The following is a 20264-nucleotide window of genomic DNA, read 5'->3' as shown; positions in this document are numbered from 1 at the left end:
ATTTATATTTAGGTAAATACAAAAAAAACACTTGATGAAGAAAATAATTTCCATTTTAATATTCTTACTTTCAATTTTTTATTTTGGGCAGAATCAGAGATTTATTTATGAATATAAATTTATAAATGATTCGACACAACCTAAAAATGTTGAGGTCGAAATGATGATGCTGAAAGTTGAATCACATGGTTCTAAGTTTTGTAGTTATGAAAAGTATAAGGCAGACTCAATTTCTGAGATTGATATTCAACGTCAGGTGGCTGGAGGAAGTTTGGATATTTTTATTAATAACACTTATAGAGGAAAAATCTATTATGAAGTAGAAAAGACTTATCCTGACTATAAAGTGTTTTATAATGCTCCATTGGGAGGAAATGACTATAAAGTTTCTGATGAAAGAGCAATGCAATGGAAGGTTTTGTCCGAATCACAACAAATTGGGACCTATAAAACGCAAAAAGCAGAAACCTTTATTTTTGGTCGCAGATGGATAGCTTATTTTACTGCTGATATTCCTATCCAAGATGGGCCATACAAATTTCATGGACTTCCGGGTCTTATAGTTAGACTTCAAGACGAAAAAGGATATCATGTTTTTGATTTGAAGTCTGTTTCGAAAGGTGAAGAAACCTCTGATAGTAAAAGTATTAGTTCCAAATATGATGACGCTCCAATTGAAATAGGTTATATTAAGTACAAAAAGCTTTTTTGGGAAAATAGGAACGATCCCGCAAAATCGTTGAGATTAATGGTGCAAGAAAATCCAAGTTTCAAAGTGATGAGAGATGGAGTTGAAGTCTCTGCTCAACAGATGATTAGAGATAGAGAGAATGCAGCCAAAGAAGTGATTAAGAAAAACAATAATCTTATCGAACTTGACCTACTCGTGAAATAATCATTTCATAATTAATGTAATTTGATATCACCTGATAATATTGTAAGACATGAGGATTAGATCATAACAAGAAATACCACGGAAGAGATATTTTCAATTAGCAATAATTACGGCGGGAGCTTTGCTCCCGCCGTAATTAATTTGTTCAAGGTATAATAGTCAAAATTACTTGGTGAAATTCTTTGTATAGCCGACAGCTATTGAAGATATTGAAAGTTATTGAGCTATGTTTGATTACAATGTATTAGCTTCGCCTCTGGTCAATATTTTTTTTCTCTAAAAAATCAAAAAAAATCATTGTTGGGGGTTACAAAATCTTGAATGTAATTTCTTTGGGAAAACATATAATAAACGTCGCTTTAGAAGAAAAAAAAAGAGACATCAATTTCACTTCTTAGAATTACTCTTTTTAGGTTATGATTTTTGTATGTTGTTTTTTACTTTAACTACGGCTTTTGAGTATTGTTTTAAATTTTTCTATCTGTCTTCTATGTCTCAATATGTGGACAATTGCATGTTCAAAAATCTGATCGACATCGTAGATTTGTCCCCATCTTGTTCTTATTTTTTTGTTGGTGTCATTCTCGCAAAGTTGAATGTTTGGATAATCTTCAAATAATTTTTCGTTAAACTCGAACATCGTTTTCAAAGCTAATTGATAATCTTTTGAATTGGACAGAATTTCAACATTTTTATAGGAAACGTCTTCGCCCAATCATTTTCTAACTTCTACTACATAAGTGTAACCGCTTTGTACTATATGAGCCAAAATATTTTGTATCGAACGACATTCTTCATCTTTTGTTTCAAAATCTACGATTTCGGAAAGTTGATGTTCAGATAAATCCTGAATGGATAAAATAAGTTCGTTAAGTGCTTTTTCATATTCGTCAAGTAAGGCACCGACTCCACCATTAGTTCTGTAGTTCATCTTTTGTTTTTTAGAGTTTGTAAAAGTATAAAAATTACGACGGGAGCTTTGCTCCCGCCGTAACTAATTTTATTCAATAAAGAAGTCCCCTTTGGGGATTTTTTTGGATTATCCCAATTTCTTAGAATCTTCTATAAATTGCGCCAATCCACTGTCTGTCAAAGGATGCTTTAACAAACTCAAAATCGGAGCAAGAGGCGAAGTAATCACATCAGCACCAATTTTTGCACAATTAATAATATGCATAGAGTGACGGATAGAAGCCGCTAAAATTTCGGTTTCGAAACCATAATTATCATAAATCACACGGATTTCCTCGATAAGCGCAAGACCATCTGTAGAGATGTCATCCAATCTACCCAAGAAAGGCGAAACATAATTAGCTCCCGCTTTCGCAGCCAAAAGCGCTTGACCAGCAGAAAAAATCAAAGTACAATTCGTTTTGATTCCTCTGTCCGAAAAATACTTCAAAGCCTTCACACCATCCTTTGTCATTGGGATTTTCACCACAATATTCGGGTGGATAGCCGCCAATTCTTCACCTTCTTTAACCATTTCGTCGTACGTTGTGGAAAGAACTTCCGCAGAAATGTCACCATCTACGATTTCGCAAATCGTTTTGTAGTGTTGCATAATAGCGTTGGTTCCGCTAATACCTTCCTTAGCCATCAACGATGGATTGGTTGTTACACCATCCAAAATTCCAAGATTTTGTGCTTCTTTAATTTGCTCCAGATTGGCCGTGTCGATAAAAAATTTCATTGTTTGTAATTAAGAATTTTAAGTTGCACAAAGATAATAAAATACATGAGATTTTTTGGAGCAAGATGTTTTGGTTTTCTAAGACGTGACTCACCCGTTTTCCACTTTATCTTTTTCTTTTTTTGCCAACCTTTTCAGCGTCCGAAACGCTGAATGGGTTCATTTGCCCTCACCAAAAAAGAAAAAGGATATCGCTACAACCGGGGCTATGTTCAGGCTTTTTTCTTTGTAAGGTGTTTTTTTTTGAGTTGCGAGTTTAGGGTTTCGTGCTCAGGGTTTTTGGTTTCGGATTATGAGTTAGTGGTTTCGCGTTCAGTATTTTGAGTTGCGAGTTTCAAGTTGCCAGTTCAGGGTTTTAGGTTTCGGGTTACGAGTTTTGAGTTGCGAGTTTGGGCTTTAGAATTACCAGTTTTTATTTTGGATTAGGTTTTCTATGATTTTATTTTAAATTTTTTTATCTCAAATCCTACCTCTTTCAAACTAACCATCAATCACTTATCATCTATAACTTATCATTTATCACTCATCATCCATCATCCATCACCCATCTCCCCGCATCCCTAAACTCGCAACCTGCAACCCCTAACTTTTCCTTTCCCCGATTTTCAAAAAAATCAATACATTTGTTTTAGATCAATTTCAATCACATGAACATCATTCTTGCCTCAACTTCTACACTTTACGGAGGTAAATATTTAGATTATTTGACCACTGAAATTCAGGAACTTTTCGTTGGATTGGACGAAATCCTTTTTATCCCATTTGCGCGGCCCAGCGGAATTTCGCATCAAGAATATACCGACATTGCAGCTCAGTTTTTCGGGAATATTGGTATCCGAGTAAGAGGACTTCACCAATTTGATGACAAAGCCGAAGCAATTCAAAACGCTAAAGGTTATTTCACAGGAGGAGGCAATACCTTTCTGTTGGTGAAGACGCTTCATGAAGAAAATTTGATGCAGATTCTTCGCTAAAATGTAGAAAACGGAAAGCCATATCTTGGGACCAGCGCAGGAAGTAATATTGGTGGAATTAATATGAGGACCACTAATGATATGCCGATTGTCTATCCTCCGAGTTTTGATTGCATGGGTTTGGTTCCATTTAATATTAATCCACACTATTTAGACCATAATCCTAATTTGAAGCACAACGGAGAAACTCGCGAAATGAGAATCAAAGAGTTTTTGACGCAGAACGATGTCAAAGTAGTTGGTTTAAGAGAAGGAAATTGGATTCGACGTGTTGGAGACTTGATTACCGTTGAAGGTTCCGAAAGGACAAGGATTTTCGAAAAGGGAAAAGAACCTTATGAAGTAGAAGCAGGAAGCATCCTATAAATATTGGAACTAAAAATTCCCCTTCTTCCAGAAGGGTGGCAATTGAGATTGAGTGAAATTAATGGGGTAGTTAATTCCCCTCCTTTGGAGGGGTGGATTCCGAACTTGTTCGGAAGACGGGGTGGTTTTTCAATTTTGTTAAATTAATTCTATGCGCGTTTAATACACTAAGAAGGCAATCTGTGTTCGACCCAAACATTTTCTTTATATTTGAATAGATTTTAGATGCATGAAAAAGATTTTTGTTTTACTATTTATTTCAACTCAATTATTTTACTCGCAAAATGTAGCATCCAAATTGGATTCGGCGACCAAGAATTTAATCAATTCAGCACCAGCTTATTCAGCCAATCTTTCAGTATATGTTGCGGACGAAGTGGGAAATTTTGTTTATGAATATAATGGAAACAAAGGACTTTCCACAGCATCAACTCAAAAGATATTTACAGCCGCAGCCGCATTGGAAACACTGGGTGAAAATTACAGATACAAAACTACAGCAACTTATAATGGAACACTTGCCCAAGGTCAATTACAGGGTGATTTGGTGATTACATCTAATGGTGATCCAACATTGGGAAGTTGGCGTTATGAAGGCTACAAACCCGAAGATTTTCTTCAAAAATTAGTTACTGCAATTCAACAAAAAGGAATTTCAAAAATTAATGGAAATCTGGTTATTGATGACAGTGTTTTTGATTTTCAGAATGTTCCTGGAGGTTATGCTTGGGATGATATGGGTAATTATTATGGAAGCGGAGTTTGGGGTGTTAACTGGCGAGAAAATCAGTTCGACATGCAGATGTACGGTAAGAAAGTCAAGGGATTTAATATTGATATGGACCAAGTCAAATGGGTGAGTGAGGTGAGCGAAGGTGGAAGCTCTGACGAGAGTTTGGTTTTTACAGCCCCTCATTCTAATGTTGGATTAATTAATGGAAGTTTGCCCGCAGGAAAGACAACGACGGTTTCTGGCGCGATTCCCAATCCTCCTTATCAGTTAGGGGTGGAAATAGTTAAGTTTCTGAAAGAGAAAGGGATTAATTTCAGTGGTAGTATTGTTACTAATTCTCAACAGAAAATCGATGGAAAGTCTCTAATAAAAGGCGATTCCAAAAATATATTCTTTACTTATCAATCTCCAACTTTGGACAAAATTGTGTACTGGTTTCTTAAGAAAAGTGTTAACCTTTACGGAGAAACTTTGGTCAAGACAATGGCTAAAGAAAAACGAGGAGAGGGGAGTTTCAAAGTTGGTGTAGATTATCTCAAAGACTTTTGGAAAGGAAAAGGAATCAATTCCTATATGATTAATTTTGCTGATGGGAGTGGACTTTCACCGCAGAATTATGTTTCTGCAAGAGCTGAAGTTCAGGCTTTGATTTGGAGTAAAAAGCAAACTTGGTTTAAGTCTTATTTCGAAGGTTTTCCAACTCAAGGAAATGGAATGAAAATGAAAAGCGGAACGATAAGAGATACCAAATCTTTTGCAGGTTATCATAATGGCTATGTATTTTCCATTATAATCAATAATTATCAAGGCAATGATATTAGTGAAGCGTTGTACAAAGTGCTGAATGTTTTAAAATAAAATTCAAAAATTTCTGTTTAATAGAAGATTATTGTGAAATCCCGTCCTCTAATTTCCAGAATCAATAATTGGTTCGTTTTTTTACTGATGACTTTGGTCGTGGGTGGACTCATTGTATCTTCTGTTTTTCTGGTTGATTATTTGAGGCAGGAAGAAATCAAACGTGTTAATATTTTGGCTGATGCGATTAAGTTTCAACAGGATGTCGTGGATCCAGGACCAGAAGTTCAGGCGCTTTTGCTTCAGATTTATGAATCTAACAAAACCATGCCTGTTATCATCTTGGACAAGAATAATGGAGTCATTGACCATAAAAATATTCCTTCGGAATATGAAACTAATAGCGCAAAAATATTAGAGTTAGCCAAGGAAATGGAGAGCAAATATCCACCAATAGAATTGAAGTTTCCTGATAATAACAATCAGTTACTATACTACGATAACTCGCCGTTGCTTAATAAATTGAGATATTCTCCCTATGTGTTAGGGTTGTTGGTTTTGACATATTTTTTGTTCTCGTACTGGTTTTTAAGAACAATCAAGAAGACCGACGAAGGTTTTCTTTGGGCTGGCTTGGCTAAAGAAACAGCGCATCAGATTGGGACACCATTATCTTCGATGATTGGTTGGTTGGAAATTATGAAAATGGAAAACCAAAATTCTGAAGGAATTGATGAGATTGGTAGAGACATCGAAAGATTGAGGACCATTTCCGAACGTTTTTCCAAAATTGGTTCGGTTCCGGAGCTTAATGATACTAACCTTTCTGAAACCGTAAAGCAAAACTACGAGTACCTCAAAACTCGAATTTCTACTAAAGTGCGTTTTATTTTTGCGCCACCTGATTCGGATATTTTGATTCCTCATAACCGAATTCTATTAAGTTGGGTGATTGAAAATTTGGTCAAAAATGCCGTAGATGCAATGAAAGGAGAGGGGATTTTGGTGATTTCTCTTTATGAAAGAAACAAAAACATCATTTTGGACGTTAAAGATACCGGGAACGGCATGACTCGTAAGATTGCAAGTAATGTTTTCAAACCTGGTTTTTCTACCAAGAAAAGGGGGTGGGGCCTTGGTCTAAGTCTTACAAAAAGAGTCATCGAAGAATACCACAACGGAAGCATCAAAATCGCTCACACCGAAGTGGGGAAAGGAACAACTTTTCGTATTGTTTTGAAGAAGTCTTAGGATGAAAAAGTTACTTGTCATATTTTTTGTGTTCCCAATTTTATTTTTTGGACAGGTTTCCGATAGGGTTAAAAATGCTGCGATGGAATATCAAAAAATTGTCTCAGGACTCAATATTTTTAGCTTAGAGAATGGTATTCCTCCAGATTTAGAGAAGAATACGGCAATTCTTAATACGGCAACTTCTGATGAACTTTATAATATCTTTTTCGGAAATTTTGATTATCCAGTTAAACATTTGGCAACGGATATAATTATTAAAAGGGAAGATAGAGTTCTTCTAATAAAGATGTTTAAAAAAAATGTTACAAATAATGATTATGTAGAATATATAGGTTGTCTTCCTAATAATGATCCAGTCTTTGGAAAATGGACTTTGAATGGGGATGTTTTTGAGGCTTTAACAATGAATGATGAAATAAACTCCAAGAATATTGATGTTGATACCCCTTTGAAAAGTGAACTTATAGATCACATTTTTGCAACAAAACCTATTAACATTAATTTACTTCAGAGTTTACAAGGAGAAATTCCCAAAAATGAAAAATACTACTACTTAATACGTGAATTGGTAAGTGAAAATAGAGCATATCAGTTACTTACTTATATTTCATATTTTAAAAAGCAAAGTGATATTGAGCTAATTAAGAGTTTTGGAAGCAAATCTTTTTTTGCAATTCAAGAATTTCCTGATGAAAAATTTATTCCTTTTTTAGAAAATTTTGTTGATAATGAGATAGAAAATCAGGATTACTTATACGCTGTTTCGAAATTCTGTACACCAGAAGCTAAGAACCTAATAAGCAAAATTTTAGATTCCAAGTCATTATATGTCAAAGCATTTTGTACGTATTTGGGGAAAACGGAATACGATAAAAATGGAGTTGAAGTGGAGGTATATTATTGTGAGGATTACTACCCTCTGATACAAGAAGCATGGATTAAAAATGGGATTCTCAATGATTACGTCTTTGAAAATTATACGAAGAAAATTTTGACAAAAGATCAACTTGCGGAATATCTGTATTCAGGTTTTAAAAAATATAAAATTGATGAGCATCCTCCCCATAGTTACGCAATTACTGATAGGAAGCCAAATTTTCAGCAACAACAAGTAAAGGAGTTGAAAAACCTTAATTCTTCAATGTATCAAGAGATTGTAGGAAAATATATTTTAGAGCTTGATTTTCTTAGCAATTTGGATTTTTTTGTGAGATTTCTCGATGATAAAGAGGTCTTCTTAAATCAAAAAGCCGCTTTAAAAAAGAGGATTGATAGAGAGGATAATACGAATTATTTAATTGATGCGACTAAAACAATTCAATATCTAAATGATAAAGAACTGTTTAATTACACCGTTAACGCCATAAGAAAATTGAAACCTAAAGTGATGAATGGTGATCATGACTACTCGAAAGAAAAAATTAAAGAATTTGAAAAAGATTTCAATCTCAAATTATAGTATTTGATTTCAAGTTGTCCAGGATGTGGTCAGGTGTTTTATCTTAGCATTTCGTTTTTTTTAAACATCTTTAATAAAGTCCTCGTACTCCCAGAAAAACCTTTCGAAAGCGTCCATTTTTTCGACAAAAAACTCGAAAATCTCTTGCCAAGTATTTTTGTTAAAAATGGAAACATTGTATTTCTCCACCCAGATGCGAGCAATTACTTTTCCGTTGTCTAACGTATAAAATTCGTCTTTGTGGAAAGGACCAGTTTCCTCCTCCAAAATGCTCTCCAACGACCAAATCTTCTCATAATAAGCATTTCTGAAGATTTCGTCTTTCATCTCGATGTCAATGGAGACTTCTGCTTTTTTGTTATCAGCATAAAATTTGAATGAGAAGTCCTTAATCTTCGTGTCATACAAAATCCACTTTCGAGGAAAGCTCTTTCCGAAGGCCGTCCAGAATTCTTGTTTGAGTTGTTGTGCTTCTTGTTTGGAAAACATTTTATATTTTTGGACTTCAAAAGTAACCAATTTTCGAATATTATGCTCTCTAAAAAATCGCAATATGCCTTCAAAGCGCTTTCTTATTTGGTTGAGAAAAGTGAGTCCGAGCCTGTAGGAATTGCTGAGATCGCAGAAGCCAAGAAAATTCCGATGAAGTTTTTGGAGCAGATTCTTTTACAACTCAAAAAAGCCGAAATACTTGATAGTAAGAAAGGAAAAGGAGGAGGTTATTTCTTTTTGGAAAATCCTGGGAATGTTTCGTTGGCCAAAATTATCCGTTTGGTCAATGGTCCTATTGCGATGATCCCGTGTGTGAGTCTTAATTTCTACGAAAACTGTGAAAACTGCAATGAAGAGCATTGCGGACTTCATGATATTTTGATTGAGGTAAGAGATGTTTCGCTCGGTATTCTTGAGAGCAAGAGTTTGTTGAATCTTAGAGATTAGTTTTTCTAAAATTATTACCCTACTAATTTGGTAGAGTAGTAGATTTGTTGCAAATTTGTTGTCTCAAAAATAGAAAAATGAGTTTTACACCAGAAGAAATCCAGCATATAGAAGGGTTAGAATTAAGAGATGCTTTAGCCTTCGTTGTAGAAAAATTTCCATCAACAACCGTTTTTTCGACATCATTAGGACAAGAAGACCAGATTATTACTGATGTTATTTTCAAGGAAAAATTACCTATTGAAGTTTTTACTTTAGACACAGGTCGATTGTTCTATGAGCATTACGAACTTTTGGCTAATAATAATTCAAAGTATAAAATTCCGACAAAAGTATATTTTCCAGACGCCCAAGAAGTAGAGAATTATGTGAAGGAAAAGGGAATCAATGGTTTTTATTTTTCACCCGAAAATAGAAAAGCTTGTTGTCAGGTAAGAAAAGTTAATCCTCTCAACCGAGCTTTGGAAGGAGCAGATGTTTGGATTACTGGATTAAGAGCCGAACAATCAGAAAATCGTGAGAACTTTAGCATTATCGAATGGGACGAAACTCGAAATTTGTATAAATTCAATCCGTTGATACACTGGAGTTATGACGATGTTTTGGATTATTTGACAAAACATCAAGTGCAGGAATTATCATTGCATAGAAGAGGGTTTATCAGTGTCGGTTGTGCACCTTGTACGAGAGCCATCGAACCGGGAGAAAATCCTCGTGCTGGACGTTGGTGGTGGGAAAATTCCGAAAAAGAATGCGGATTACATTCGTAGTTTCGCAAAAGTTGTGTATTTTCGGCGTTCAAATAAAATAGGATGAAATTATATATTGTTGCAGTTTTAAGATTCAAGGAATCTGACTTGATTGATGCGATTGAACTACTGAAAAAATTAACACACGAAACCAGAAAGGAAGAAGGCTGCTTGCAGTACGATGTAGTCGAAGACAGACAAGAAAAAGGAGTGTTCTTTATTACCGAACTTTGGGAGACCGAAGAACATCATCATCAACACAGCGTAAGCGAACATATTGATGAGTTCAGGAGAAACTCTTCGAAATTGATAGAATCCAAAGAGGTCTATCGAGGATATAAAGTCTTTTAAATAAAAAAAATCGGAAAATTATTTTTCCGATTTTTTGTTTCTATTTGAATTCAGCTTCAAAAACTTCCGCAAAATGTTTTTTGATTTTTTCTTTTAGTTCTGCGATTTCCTCCATCGTAAATTCGCGTTCTAATTCTCGTTTGAGGGAAGTAACCGCTTTATCCTTGATTCCGCAAGGAATAATATATTCGAAGTAGCGCATATCTGTATTAACATTAAGTGCAAATCCATGCATAGTCACCCATTTCGAAGTTTTGACACCCATTGCACAGATTTTTCTTGCATAAGGTTTTCCAACATCTAACCAAACACCTGTTTCGCCTTCGCTTCTTTCCCCTTTTAGCCCATATTCTGCAATCACTCTAATAATCACCTCTTCCAAATTTCTCATGTACAAATGAATGTCTGATTTGAAATTGTCCAAATCCAAAATCGGGTAGCCTACAATTTGCCCAAATCCATGATAAGTAATGTCCCCACCACGATTAGTTTTAACGAAAGTAGCGTTAATCTCCTTGAGTTTGTCTTGGTTAGCCAACATATTGTGCTCATCTCCAGATTTTCCTAAAGTATAGACGTGAGGATGTTCTACAAACAGAAAATAATTAGGCGTTTCTTCATAGATTCCGTCGGTGCGATCGCGATTATGGATCTTGAGGTCGATGATAGATTTCATTAAAGTTTCCTGAGCTTCAAAAGCAGCCAGATAATCCATGATTCCTAAGTCTTCGAAAGTTAGCGTTCTATTTTGAGTAATGGTCATTTTGAAAAATTTGAAATCCAAAAATACAAAAAATAAAAATCTTAAATTTTAAAAACCGGAAAGTGTAGAAACGGAGTGCTCTTTATTTTGGTCTTTTATCATTTTTAATTTTTTCTATAGTTCAATTACAAGGCTTTTTGAAACCAAATTAACTAATTGGTTTTTGGTGTGGTCTGTTAGTTTTTCTATCGATTTTGTTTTTCATTTATTTTTTTTAAGTAATATAATAAAAGTGAATAAAATTTTAATCTTTTTATTGTGATTTGTAGAAATTAAGTAAATTGTACATTAATGCCTTTTTAATTTTGTAATATTGTTAAATTAGAAAAAAATATTTTTATGAAAAAAAATACTCTTTGGCACTTATCCTTTCTGGGTTTTTGTTGGCTACAGGACAGAATTTAGTGCAAAATCCATCTTTTGAGTCTGATCTTAACAATTGGGAATTAGGATACGTTACGACTTATACACTTTTACCTACTGTAGAATCTACAGATGCTCATTCAGGGACCAAATCTGTAGCCTACATTAATTCAAATACAACAAGTGGTTTTATGCAAGTTGTACCAGTAACAGCGGGGGTAACGTACAGGCTCTCTTTCTGGTACAAAGCATATAATACTATAGATGCTACTGATACGACCAATACAAGAATCTACTCCCGTTACCTTAATTCATCAGGAGGGTTGATTTATCAAAACGGAAATCCACTTAGTAATACAGGAGATCCTTTAAGGGGACCTAATAATGGCTATTTACCAGATTCACAAACTTGGACAAAGTATACAGTAGATGTTACTGCACCAGCTGGAGTTGTCAGCTTGCAATATTCAGTTAGAATTTATCCGAATGGAACGGCGTATTATGATGATTTTTCTCTTCAAGATGTAGCAACTTTAGCGGTTGCAAATACGATTTCACTCGATAAATCTGTAATAATGAATACAATTGTTCGTAATGAACTCAAATTATTTTTACCTGAGAAATGTGCTGTCAATATTTATTCTATTGATGGAAAGGTTCTGAAATCTGAACGTGTAAATAATGAAGGTACTATTGATACATCATCTTTAACCCCAGGAATGTACATCGTGGAGGTTAATAATGGGACGCAAAAGTTTACCCAAAAGATTGTGAAGAAATAACATCGTCTTCATCCAGAAAACAGAAGAGGCCGTCTTTTTAGATGGCCTCTTTTTTATAGATTAATAATCAAAGATTTATTCCTTAATACATTTAATGAAATCTCCTGCTTTACTTTTCCAGTCTTCATTTTCGAGTAAGGTTTTACCAAAAGTAACATTTGTGTCGTTTAGCTTGTATTGGTTCGCCAATATATTGTGTTCATCCCAGATTTTCATAAAAAATAGACATGAAAAAGCTCGACAAGAAGGAAGTGATCCGGTTTTCTTAAAGCAAATTTTTAAAAATGATATGGCTTAATTTCGACCCTTTCCATTGGTAAGTCACTATTCCTCAACGTTTTTCAAAGCCATTAGAAGTTGATAGGCACCTTTGGTAACATATTTTTTTGAAGCTAAAACATCCGTGAAATTCACTAACTCGGTGAAGCCATTCTCGGAATTTCCAAGCTTAACGGGCGTCATCTTGTAGGTTTTTGGTTTTATTTCTTCAAAAATATACTGTTGGTCTTCCCAAGTAACAATGGCATCATCCGAAATCACATAGCCATTTTGCGCATCGACTTCCAAGTCTGCATTCATGAAAGTCCCTGCAATAAGATGAGGTTCGTAGCCTAAGAAATGACAATGCACCAAAACGCTTCTATCTGGACTGAAATCTTTGTTGATTAAGATGACTTTTGCAGGGAATTTCTTTTCGGGATTTTCGTTGGTATAAGCTTCTACATTTTGACCAATGATAATTTTGTTCAAATCTTTTTCGAAGACTTTTAACATCAAATGAACATCGTCCGTGTTCACAATATCAAACATTTTGTCTGTAGGCGAAACATATTGCCCAAGGTTGATATTAACAGAAGAAACATAGCCTGAAATGGGTGCCACCACTGCAATATTTTTTTGAATATTATTCGCAGTAAGTGTGTTAGGATTAATGCCTAAAATTCTTAATTTTTCAGCCATTCCTTTCATCATAATATTTCCAGTACTGACTTCATTTTCTGCTTTTTGAGTGACTTTGTCCGAGCTTGCTTTGCTTTGATTAAGCTCTTTTTGACGTTGATAATCCTTGTGAGCATAGCTCAAATTGGATTTTGCCAACAAATAATCTTGCTGAAGTTGTACCAAATCTGGATTTTCTAAAACGGCTAAAGTTTGTCCTTTTGCAACATAATTTCCGGGCATAAATCGTGAAACGCGCACGTAACCGCCACTTGGTGCAGAAACGCTGGCCATATTCTGAGGTGGAACATCAATGGTTCCGTTGAGTCGAATTCTATTGGAAATATTTTCGTCTTTTAAAGTTCCAACTTCTATCCCTGCATTTTTTATTTGAGCACCGTTCAATGAAACAACATCGCTGGAAACCACATTTGTCACGGCTTCAGTTTCTGCTTCTTCCTTTTTTGAACAAGAAAAAATAAGCAGTGAGAAAAGAAATATATAGATTGATTTTTTCATTTTAATTTTCATTTTTTAAGCTGTTTAACTCAATGATTTTTTCATTCAAAAGTTTTTGATTGTCAATGTACTTATTTTCAATCTCCAAACTTTGATTCACCAAAATAGACCACTCCAGATAATTGATTTCACCTTCATAATACAATCGGTTGGCGGTTTGCAATATCGTTTTGGCATTTTCCAAACCTTTGGTTTTATAATAGGATTGTTCACCTAGGATTTTTTGATATTCTCCGTAGGTTTTGGCGTATTGGTTTTTCAGTTGATTGACTCCAATTTCGTAATTGTTTTCGGCAATTTCCTGATTGATTTTTTGTCCTTCAATCAATGATTTTTGAGAAGTATTGAAAATCGGAATTCCGACACCCAACATCCCAGAACTGAACCGTCGAGAACCACTGTACAAAACGTCATCGGCACCCATACCTTTCATGCTTCCGTTATTGTAGCCTAAGTTAAAGCTTGGTTTTAGCTTTGCTTTTTCGGCTAAAAGTTTGGCTTCTTCAATCTTCTTTTGCTGCTCTAATTGCTTTAATAGAGGCGAATTTTCTGAGTAATCGGCATTTAATTCATTTAATTTTAGATTAAAAAAATCCGCATTTTGATTGGTATAAAGTTGACCATCATTAATTAAGTAATTGAACTGATACAGCGAAATATCTCGGTCTTTTTGTAAGTTTTGAAGTTGCATTTCGGCTTGGCTTCTATAATTTTCCGCTGTGGTTTTTTCAAGGATGTTGCTTTCACCTTTTTTCAGACGAAGTTCAGCTCTTTTGTAGTAGTTAGCGTAGATGGAATCGGTCTTTTTCAAGAGTTTTTCCTTTTCGTCTTGATAGTTGAGTTCGTTATATATCAATGAAATTTCACGTTTCAGTTGCCATTTTTGGAAGTCCAAACTGAGTTGCGAGCTTTTCCATTCTTCCAACAAAACTTGTTTTTGATTTTTATAAAATCCAGGTAATCTAAAGGTTTGATTTACCGAAAATTTATTATCAATATAAGCCGAGTTGATTTGTCCCACTTCCGCTGAAATATTCAGTGGTTCAACGGTTTTGTAAGAGTTTTTTATTTTTTCTTGATAATCTACCCTTAGCTGTCCCGATTTTAATTCGGTATTGTTTTTCAACGCCTTTTCATACGCTGTTTCCAAGGAAATAGGCGTTTGACTCAATGTTAATCCAGATAAAAATAGGGTTAATATGATTAAAAAATTGTTTTTCATAATGGTTGAATTACGGTTAATCTTCGATTTGAACTTCGTAGCCATCTTCTTCATCACTCATTTCTTTCAGTTTGCTTTTCCTTTCAGGGAAATGATTTTCAAACCAAATGTAAAATACTGGCAAAAGGTAGAGGGTAAGAAACGTTGCCAATAACAAACCGCCGATAACTACGGTTGCCAAAGGTCTTTGTACTTCTGCACCTTCTCCAGTAGAAATCGCCATTGGTAAAAATCCGAGTGAAGCCACAAAGGCGGTCATTAGAACGGGACGCAATCTTGTTTTTCCACCTATTTTAACAATGTCTTTAAGGTCGGTATGCTTTTCTTTTTGTCGATTAAATTCGGCTATTAGGACGATTCCGTTGAGTACTGCGACTCCAAACAATGCGATGAAACCGACACCTGCAGAAATACTGAAATTCATCCCTCGAAGCCAAAGCGAAAAGATGCCTCCAATTGCAGAAAGTGGTATGGCTGAAAAAATTAGTAATCCATATTTAATGGAACGAAATGCAAAGTATAACATTAATAATATCAGTAATAAACTTACAGGAACTGCGATGCCTAAGCGTGATTTGGCTTGTTGTAGATTTTCGAAAGTCCCACCGTAAGTAACGGTATATCCTGCGGGAAGTTTCAATTTTTCGTCCACGCTTTTTTGCAAATCTTCAACAGTGGATTGTATGTCCCGATTTTTGACGTTGAAACCAACAATAATTCGGCGTTGCGCATTTTCCCTTTGGATTTGATTCACGCTTTCCTTCATTTCGACTTTTGCCACAGAATTCAAAGGAATTTCTGCTCCAGAAGAGGTGGTAATCAAAAGATTCTGAACATCTTCTATGTTTTTTCTTTGGTCTCCACTAAGACGCACCACCAAATCGAATTTCTTTTCGCCTTCATAGACAGAACCCGTTGATTTCCCCGCAAAAGCGGTATTCACAATATTATTGACGTCCTCCACATTCAGTCCATATTGAGACATAGCATCTCGATTGTAGGTAATTACAATTTGTGGCATGCCGGAAATAGGTTCAACATAGATGTTTTGAGCTCCCTCAATTTTCTTTGAGATTTCTCCCAATTTATTGGCATACACCTTCAAAGTATCCAGATTTTCTCCAAAAATTTTACAGACCACATCTTGTCTTGCTCCTGTCATTAATTCGTTGAATCTCATAGCAACAGGATATTGGAAAGAAAAGGTAACGCCCACCATATTTTTTTTGAGTTCTGCTGACATTTTTTCTGCAAGCTCATCATAAGACGTTGCCGAAGTCCATTCCGAGCGAGGTTTTAGAATGACCATAACATCACTCGCGTCAATAGGCATCGGGTCTGTTGGGATTTCGCTACTTCCTGTTTTTCCAACTACTTTTTCCACTTCGGGAAATTTCTCTAAAAGAATTTTTTGAGATTTTAAAACCGCTTCTGTAGAAGTTTTCAGGTTACTTCCTGGCAAAACTCTGGTGTCAACGGCAAAATCACCTTCAGGAAGTGATGGAATGAACTCTCCACCCAATCTCGTCATGACAAATACAGCGATGAAAAACAGAACAACCGTTGCAGAAAACACCAAATTAGGTATTTTAAGAACTTTGGATAGTGTTTTTTGGTACCAGCTTTCCAGTTTTTCCATCATTCGGTCAGAGAAGTTTTTCTTTTCTTCAATTTTTTTGGAAAGAAAAAGCGAACTCATCATCGGAATATAGGTCAGTGAAAGAATAAACGCTCCTAACAGGGCAAAAATAACCGTTTGCGCCATAGGTTTAAACATCTTACCTTCAATACCTTGCAAAGTGAGAATAGGAAGATAAACGATTAAAATGATGATTTGACCAAACACCGCAGAATTCATCATTTTGCTGGCCGAAGTATAAACTTCGTCGTCCATCATTTGTTGCGAAATCTTCTTGTCATTAAAGTTTTTAAGATGATGCAGTCGATGTAATACTGCTTCTACAATGATGACGGCTCCATCAACAATAAGTCCGAAATCCAAGGCTCCCAAACTCATCAAATTTCCAGAAACCCCGAAAATATTCATCATAATGATGGCAAACAGCATCGACAATGGAATAACTGAGGCTACCAAGAATCCTGCGCGTAAATTTCCTAAGAATAAAACGAGGACAAAGACCACAATTAATGCACCTTCGGTTAAGTTGCGTTCGACAGTTCCGATGGCGTTGTTGACCATTTTGGTTCGATCTAAAAACGGATCAATTTTAACACCTTCAGGTAAGGTTTTCTGAATTTTTTCAATTCTGGATTTTACTTCTTCAATAACTTCGTTGGAATTGGCTCCTTTCATCATCATCACGACAGCACCAGCAACTTCTCCCTTACCATTATAGGTCATTGCACCATATCGAATGGCTTTTCCATATTGTACGCTTCCAATATTTTTAATTAAAATTGGGGTTCCATCATCCAGATTTTTAACAACCGTATTTTCGATATCGGGAATCTTTCCCATCAAACCTTCGGTTCTGATGAAAAGTGCAGTCGGACCTTTCTCAATATAGGCTCCACCTGTATTTTGATTGTTTTTGGAAAGTGCATCAAATACTTCTTGAATGGTAACGCCCATTGCTTTGAGTTGTGTTGGATTGATGGCAACTTCGTATTGCTTGAGGTCGCCACCAAAACTCGCAACATCTGCAACACCTGGTGTTCCTAACAATTGCCTACGAACAATCCAATCTTGAATCGTCCGCAATTGCATGGGATTGTAACGGTGTTCGTAACCGACTTTTGGACGGATGGTGTATTGATAAATTTCTCCTAACCCTGTAGAAATAGGCGCCATTGTTGGTGTTCCCAAATTTTGCGGAATGTCTTTGGAGACTTGTTGCAAACGTTCGGCAACTTGTTGACGCGCCATATAAATATCAACATCGTCTTTGAAAACGATAGTGACCACGGAAAGTCCAAATCGGGAAAAGCTCCGCATTTGCTTAATTCCCTGGATGTTATTATTGGCTTGTTCAAGCGGAAATGTGATGAAACGTTCCACGTCAGGAGCTCCTAAACTTCGAGAAACTGTGATAATCTGAACCTGATTGTCTGTGATGTCAGGAACGGCGTCTATTGGTAATTTTTTGACTTCGAAAAATCCATAGATTATTAAACCGAGTGTCAATAGGATGATAATCAGCTTGTTTTTTATGGAGAATTCTATGATTTTGTTAAGCATAAAATTTTGATTTAAATGATAGCATTAAGATTCTGAACAGATGGATACTCTGACAAAAATTGAAAAACTAATACTTAAACCAAAATCGGAGGACGGAAAACAGAGCTTAAATATTGAGTGGTAAAATGGTCGAAATAAGAAAAATTTTGATTTTTCTCAGAAAATATTTTTGAAGACCCAAACGAAATTTCAAGGGTTTTAGGTGGAATCTGAAGGTTAAAAGCCGTGAAAGAACAATCGTGAACTTTGAACGGTAATTTCATATCTTCCTTATAATCTGCATCTTTTATTGGTGTACCCAAATAATGCATTTGGATGAATGAAAAAACAGTTGTGTCAGGATTTTTTATTTCGTGAGAGATAAAATGCTCCACAAGTAAAGGCAACTTCATTAATTCTCTCGCTTCTGGATAAGCCACCAGATGCAAAACGAGAAATAAATATGGAATTAGTTTTTTCATTTACTTGTTAAAACAAAATTACAAAACAAAATGAAATAAGAAAATATTTTGTTGAAATAAGCTGTAAAAGTTAATAGTTTCTAATCCAGCTGTTTTAGAAATCCAAATTATTACAAAGTAGGTACTGGCAGAATTAAAATTGCTCCTGTAAATAATTATTTAACCCAAAAGAAAGTTTTTAAGAATCTCCTTTCCGAAGGGAGTTAAGATGCTTTCGGGATGGAATTGGACGCCATGGACATCATATTCCTTATGTTTCAGAGACATAATGATACCATGTTCATCAATAGAAGTAATTTCTAATTCTTCTGGAAAATTTTCAGGACTCACCGCCCACGAATGGTAATGTCCAACTGTCAAAGGGGAAGATATATTATTGAAAATTCGATGCTCATTTGTTATTGTTGCTTCACTCGAAACGCCATGAAGTATTTGCTTTAGATTGATTAATTTTCCACCAAATGCCTCTGCAATAGCTTGCTGTCCAAGGCAAACACCTAAAATGGGTTTTTTATCATGAAAATGTCTGATAACTTCCAGAAGATTCCCTGCATGAGAAGGAACTCCGGGGCCAGGAGAAATAATGATTTTGTCAAATTCGTGGATGTCGTCAATGCCCACCTCGTTATTTTTTACAACTGTAACAGCTGCTTGTCCTAAGATATCCTCTAAGATCTGAACAAGATTGTAGGTGAAACTATCGTAATTGTCAAAAACCAGTACCTTCATGGGATTTAATATGCTGCGAATTTAGTAATAGAAATTCTTATTCGAAACCAATTACTCGATATTTAAGGTAAGCTAGTACATTTTATTTAGAGACTTGTATGGACAAAATTTAGAAACATATATCAATAGTTTAATAAAATTGTCATTAAAATATAATATTAGTGAAAAATTTCATGTTTATTATCATATCTGCTGAAAAATAGTTGGTTACGGCTCGTTTTGTACAATGAATGCTCAAATAAAAAAACATTTTAATGAGACGAATTCTATTATTTTCAGGATTTCTCATTACGGCATTATTTTCTTCGCAGACGGGAAAGGTTGGAGTTAATACAATTCTTCCTACGGAGACACTTGATGTCAATGGGACGCTTAGATTTAGAGATATTGACCACCTTGTAGGAGACCTTGCTGCGGCTAAGGACTCTATTGTGGTATTCAATTCGGATGGAGTTTTGAAGTATGTATCTTCCAATATGATTGTACAGACTGCTAATCCATCTTTATTTTCAAATAATGAAAAATTTACCTCCGGGACTACAAATCCGACGGTTGTAGGGACGGAAAAAACCGGTGACACTTATCAAAATACAACCGACAATTCATGGTGGTATTATAGTGGTACTCAATGGTTAGAGATTTCGACAAACAAAAATTTAATACAAGTATTGTCGGTGGGTAATAGTGCAGGAAATAGCAGTATTACTAATTTGTCAAATCCTGTTAATGCGCAGGATGCTGCGACAAAAAATTATGTTGACAAGTTTGATATAGATGATTTGCTCAATTCTGGAAATCTTATTGCGACTGTCACGGCTCCTAACGGAACTGTGTTTGCAGTCAAAGAGACCATCACAAATTTAGCGGCTACGGGTTCTACATTGACTTATTACAAAGAAGATGGTACAACATCGGTTATTGACATTAAAGATTTAGAGACAACTACGAATTTGAGTTTCTCAGGCACGACCTTATCGTATGTAAATGAAGAAGGCGCAACTCAGTCTGTGGATTTATCCAATGCATTTGTCACCAATGCTGATTTTACCAACTTACAGAACACCGTTAATAATCAT

The 20264-nt window shown here is 35.3% G+C and carries 18 protein-coding genes and 2 pseudogenes; 10 read left to right on the top strand and 10 right to left on the bottom strand.

Annotated features, from left to right (window positions below; genetic code table 11):
• Positions 1–34: 34 nt before the first annotated feature.
• Positions 35–895 carry a GLPGLI family protein gene (locus tag AC4AGG_RS10830; protein WP_489772016.1) on the top strand — a complete coding sequence of 287 codons (861 nt, stop codon included), beginning with the start codon at positions 35–37 and terminating at the stop codon, positions 893–895.
• A gap of 442 nt (positions 896–1337) precedes the next feature.
• Here the strand turns inward: AC4AGG_RS10830 and AC4AGG_RS10825 are convergent, their stop codons facing one another.
• From AC4AGG_RS10825 to fsa, 3 genes are all read right to left on the bottom strand, one after another.
• Positions 1338–1610, bottom strand: coding sequence for a hypothetical protein (locus tag AC4AGG_RS10825; RefSeq protein ID WP_489772015.1), 273 nt, complete (start codon positions 1608–1610; stop codon positions 1338–1340).
• Positions 1611–1826 carry a hypothetical protein gene (locus AC4AGG_RS10820; protein WP_489772014.1) on the bottom strand — a complete coding sequence of 72 codons (216 nt, stop codon included), beginning with the start codon at positions 1824–1826 and terminating at the stop codon, positions 1611–1613.
• Positions 1827–1934: 108 nt separating this feature from the next.
• Entirely contained in the window at positions 1935–2588 is a 654-nt protein-coding gene (gene fsa / locus AC4AGG_RS10815) for a fructose-6-phosphate aldolase (RefSeq protein WP_489772013.1), read from the bottom strand.
• Between the two features lie 647 nt (positions 2589–3235).
• Here fsa and pepE point away from each other — a divergent pair.
• The 4 genes and pseudogenes from pepE (at position 3236) to AC4AGG_RS10795 (ending at position 8172) form a co-directional block, all read left to right on the top strand.
• A pseudogene (gene pepE, locus AC4AGG_RS10810) lies at positions 3236–3928 on the top strand (dipeptidase PepE).
• A gap of 229 nt (positions 3929–4157) precedes the next feature.
• The gene (gene dacB, locus AC4AGG_RS10805; RefSeq protein WP_489772012.1) at positions 4158–5519 is read left to right on the top strand and encodes a D-alanyl-D-alanine carboxypeptidase/D-alanyl-D-alanine endopeptidase; all 1362 of its coding nucleotides are present in this window, start codon (positions 4158–4160) and stop codon (positions 5517–5519) included.
• A 33-nt stretch (positions 5520–5552) separates the two neighbouring features.
• A complete protein-coding gene (locus AC4AGG_RS10800; protein WP_489772011.1) occupies positions 5553–6710 on the top strand; it encodes a sensor histidine kinase in 1158 nt (385 codons plus the stop codon).
• A 1-nt stretch (position 6711) separates the two neighbouring features.
• Entirely contained in the window at positions 6712–8172 is a 1461-nt protein-coding gene (locus tag AC4AGG_RS10795) for a hypothetical protein (protein WP_489772010.1), read from the top strand.
• Between the two features lie 60 nt (positions 8173–8232).
• Here the strand turns inward: AC4AGG_RS10795 and AC4AGG_RS10790 are convergent, their stop codons facing one another.
• Positions 8233–8661 carry a DUF4268 domain-containing protein gene (locus AC4AGG_RS10790; protein ID WP_489772009.1) on the bottom strand — a complete coding sequence of 143 codons (429 nt, stop codon included), beginning with the start codon at positions 8659–8661 and terminating at the stop codon, positions 8233–8235.
• Positions 8662–8703: 42 nt separating this feature from the next.
• On the opposite strand from AC4AGG_RS10790, the gene AC4AGG_RS10785 reads away from it, so the two are divergent.
• From AC4AGG_RS10785 to AC4AGG_RS10775, 3 genes are all read left to right on the top strand, one after another.
• The gene (locus tag AC4AGG_RS10785; RefSeq protein WP_489772008.1) at positions 8704–9111 is read left to right on the top strand and encodes an RrF2 family transcriptional regulator; all 408 of its coding nucleotides are present in this window, start codon (positions 8704–8706) and stop codon (positions 9109–9111) included.
• Positions 9112–9188: 77 nt separating this feature from the next.
• Positions 9189–9881: a phosphoadenylyl-sulfate reductase gene (locus AC4AGG_RS10780; RefSeq protein WP_489772007.1), complete on the top strand. Its 693-nt coding sequence runs from the start codon at positions 9189–9191 to the stop codon at positions 9879–9881.
• Between the two features lie 42 nt (positions 9882–9923).
• Positions 9924–10211 carry a putative quinol monooxygenase gene (locus AC4AGG_RS10775; protein WP_489772006.1) on the top strand — a complete coding sequence of 96 codons (288 nt, stop codon included), beginning with the start codon at positions 9924–9926 and terminating at the stop codon, positions 10209–10211.
• Positions 10212–10251: 40 nt separating this feature from the next.
• On the opposite strand, the gene lipB is transcribed toward AC4AGG_RS10775, so the two are convergent.
• Positions 10252–10974: a lipoyl(octanoyl) transferase LipB gene (gene lipB / locus AC4AGG_RS10770; protein ID WP_489772005.1), complete on the bottom strand. Its 723-nt coding sequence runs from the start codon at positions 10972–10974 to the stop codon at positions 10252–10254.
• 356 nt (positions 10975–11330) lie between these two features.
• On the opposite strand from lipB, the gene AC4AGG_RS10765 reads away from it, so the two are divergent.
• Positions 11331–12119 carry a T9SS type A sorting domain-containing protein gene (locus AC4AGG_RS10765; RefSeq protein ID WP_489772004.1) on the top strand — a complete coding sequence of 263 codons (789 nt, stop codon included), beginning with the start codon at positions 11331–11333 and terminating at the stop codon, positions 12117–12119.
• Between the two features lie 324 nt (positions 12120–12443).
• Here the strand turns inward: AC4AGG_RS10765 and AC4AGG_RS10760 are convergent, their stop codons facing one another.
• The 5 genes from AC4AGG_RS10760 to AC4AGG_RS10740 form a co-directional block, all read right to left on the bottom strand.
• Positions 12444–13577 (bottom strand): efflux RND transporter periplasmic adaptor subunit, encoded by a 1134-nt coding sequence (locus tag AC4AGG_RS10760; RefSeq protein ID WP_489772003.1) that lies wholly within the window; start codon positions 13575–13577, stop codon positions 12444–12446.
• 1 nt (position 13578) lies between these two features.
• A complete protein-coding gene (locus tag AC4AGG_RS10755; protein ID WP_489772002.1) occupies positions 13579–14799 on the bottom strand; it encodes a TolC family protein in 1221 nt (406 codons plus the stop codon).
• Positions 14800–14815: 16 nt separating this feature from the next.
• Positions 14816–17998 carry an efflux RND transporter permease subunit gene (locus AC4AGG_RS10750; protein ID WP_489772001.1) on the bottom strand — a complete coding sequence of 1061 codons (3183 nt, stop codon included), beginning with the start codon at positions 17996–17998 and terminating at the stop codon, positions 14816–14818.
• A gap of 74 nt (positions 17999–18072) precedes the next feature.
• Entirely contained in the window at positions 18073–18459 is a 387-nt protein-coding gene (locus AC4AGG_RS10745) for a hypothetical protein (protein WP_489772000.1), read from the bottom strand.
• Positions 18460–18618: 159 nt separating this feature from the next.
• Positions 18619–19188, bottom strand: coding sequence for an anthranilate synthase component II (locus AC4AGG_RS10740; RefSeq protein ID WP_489771999.1), 570 nt, complete (start codon positions 19186–19188; stop codon positions 18619–18621).
• A gap of 254 nt (positions 19189–19442) precedes the next feature.
• Between AC4AGG_RS10740 and AC4AGG_RS10735 the strand changes: the two are divergent.
• Positions 19443–20264: pseudogene (locus AC4AGG_RS10735) on the top strand (hypothetical protein); the annotation flags it as partial.

The organism is Chryseobacterium sp. CG10_8 (assembly GCF_058117085.1).
This window is presented reverse-complemented; position numbering and strand designations above follow the sequence as displayed.

Bases quoted from the DNA above. Each gene is read 5' to 3' on its own strand.
- AC4AGG_RS10830 (WP_489772016.1), top strand. From the start codon at position 35: ATGAAGAAAATAATTTCCATTTTAATATTCTTACTTTCAATTTTTTAT.
- AC4AGG_RS10820 (WP_489772014.1), bottom strand. From the start codon at position 1,826: ATGAACTACAGAACTAATGGTGGAGTCGGTGCCTTACTTGACGAATAT.
- fsa (WP_489772013.1), bottom strand. From the start codon at position 2,588: ATGAAATTTTTTATCGACACGGCCAATCTGGAGCAAATTAAAGAAGCA.
- dacB (WP_489772012.1), top strand. From the start codon at position 4,158: ATGAAAAAGATTTTTGTTTTACTATTTATTTCAACTCAATTATTTTAC.
- AC4AGG_RS10795 (WP_489772010.1), top strand. From the start codon at position 6,712: ATGAAAAAGTTACTTGTCATATTTTTTGTGTTCCCAATTTTATTTTTT.
- AC4AGG_RS10790 (WP_489772009.1), bottom strand. From the start codon at position 8,661: ATGTTTTCCAAACAAGAAGCACAACAACTCAAACAAGAATTCTGGACG.
- AC4AGG_RS10785 (WP_489772008.1), top strand. From the start codon at position 8,704: ATGCTCTCTAAAAAATCGCAATATGCCTTCAAAGCGCTTTCTTATTTG.
- AC4AGG_RS10780 (WP_489772007.1), top strand. From the start codon at position 9,189: ATGAGTTTTACACCAGAAGAAATCCAGCATATAGAAGGGTTAGAATTA.
- AC4AGG_RS10775 (WP_489772006.1), top strand. From the start codon at position 9,924: ATGAAATTATATATTGTTGCAGTTTTAAGATTCAAGGAATCTGACTTG.
- lipB (WP_489772005.1), bottom strand. From the start codon at position 10,974: ATGACCATTACTCAAAATAGAACGCTAACTTTCGAAGACTTAGGAATC.
- AC4AGG_RS10760 (WP_489772003.1), bottom strand. From the start codon at position 13,577: ATGAAAAAATCAATCTATATATTTCTTTTCTCACTGCTTATTTTTTCT.
- AC4AGG_RS10755 (WP_489772002.1), bottom strand. From the start codon at position 14,799: ATGAAAAACAATTTTTTAATCATATTAACCCTATTTTTATCTGGATTA.
- AC4AGG_RS10750 (WP_489772001.1), bottom strand. From the start codon at position 17,998: ATGCTTAACAAAATCATAGAATTCTCCATAAAAAACAAGCTGATTATC.
- AC4AGG_RS10745 (WP_489772000.1), bottom strand. From the start codon at position 18,459: ATGAAAAAACTAATTCCATATTTATTTCTCGTTTTGCATCTGGTGGCT.
- AC4AGG_RS10740 (WP_489771999.1), bottom strand. From the start codon at position 19,188: ATGAAGGTACTGGTTTTTGACAATTACGATAGTTTCACCTACAATCTT.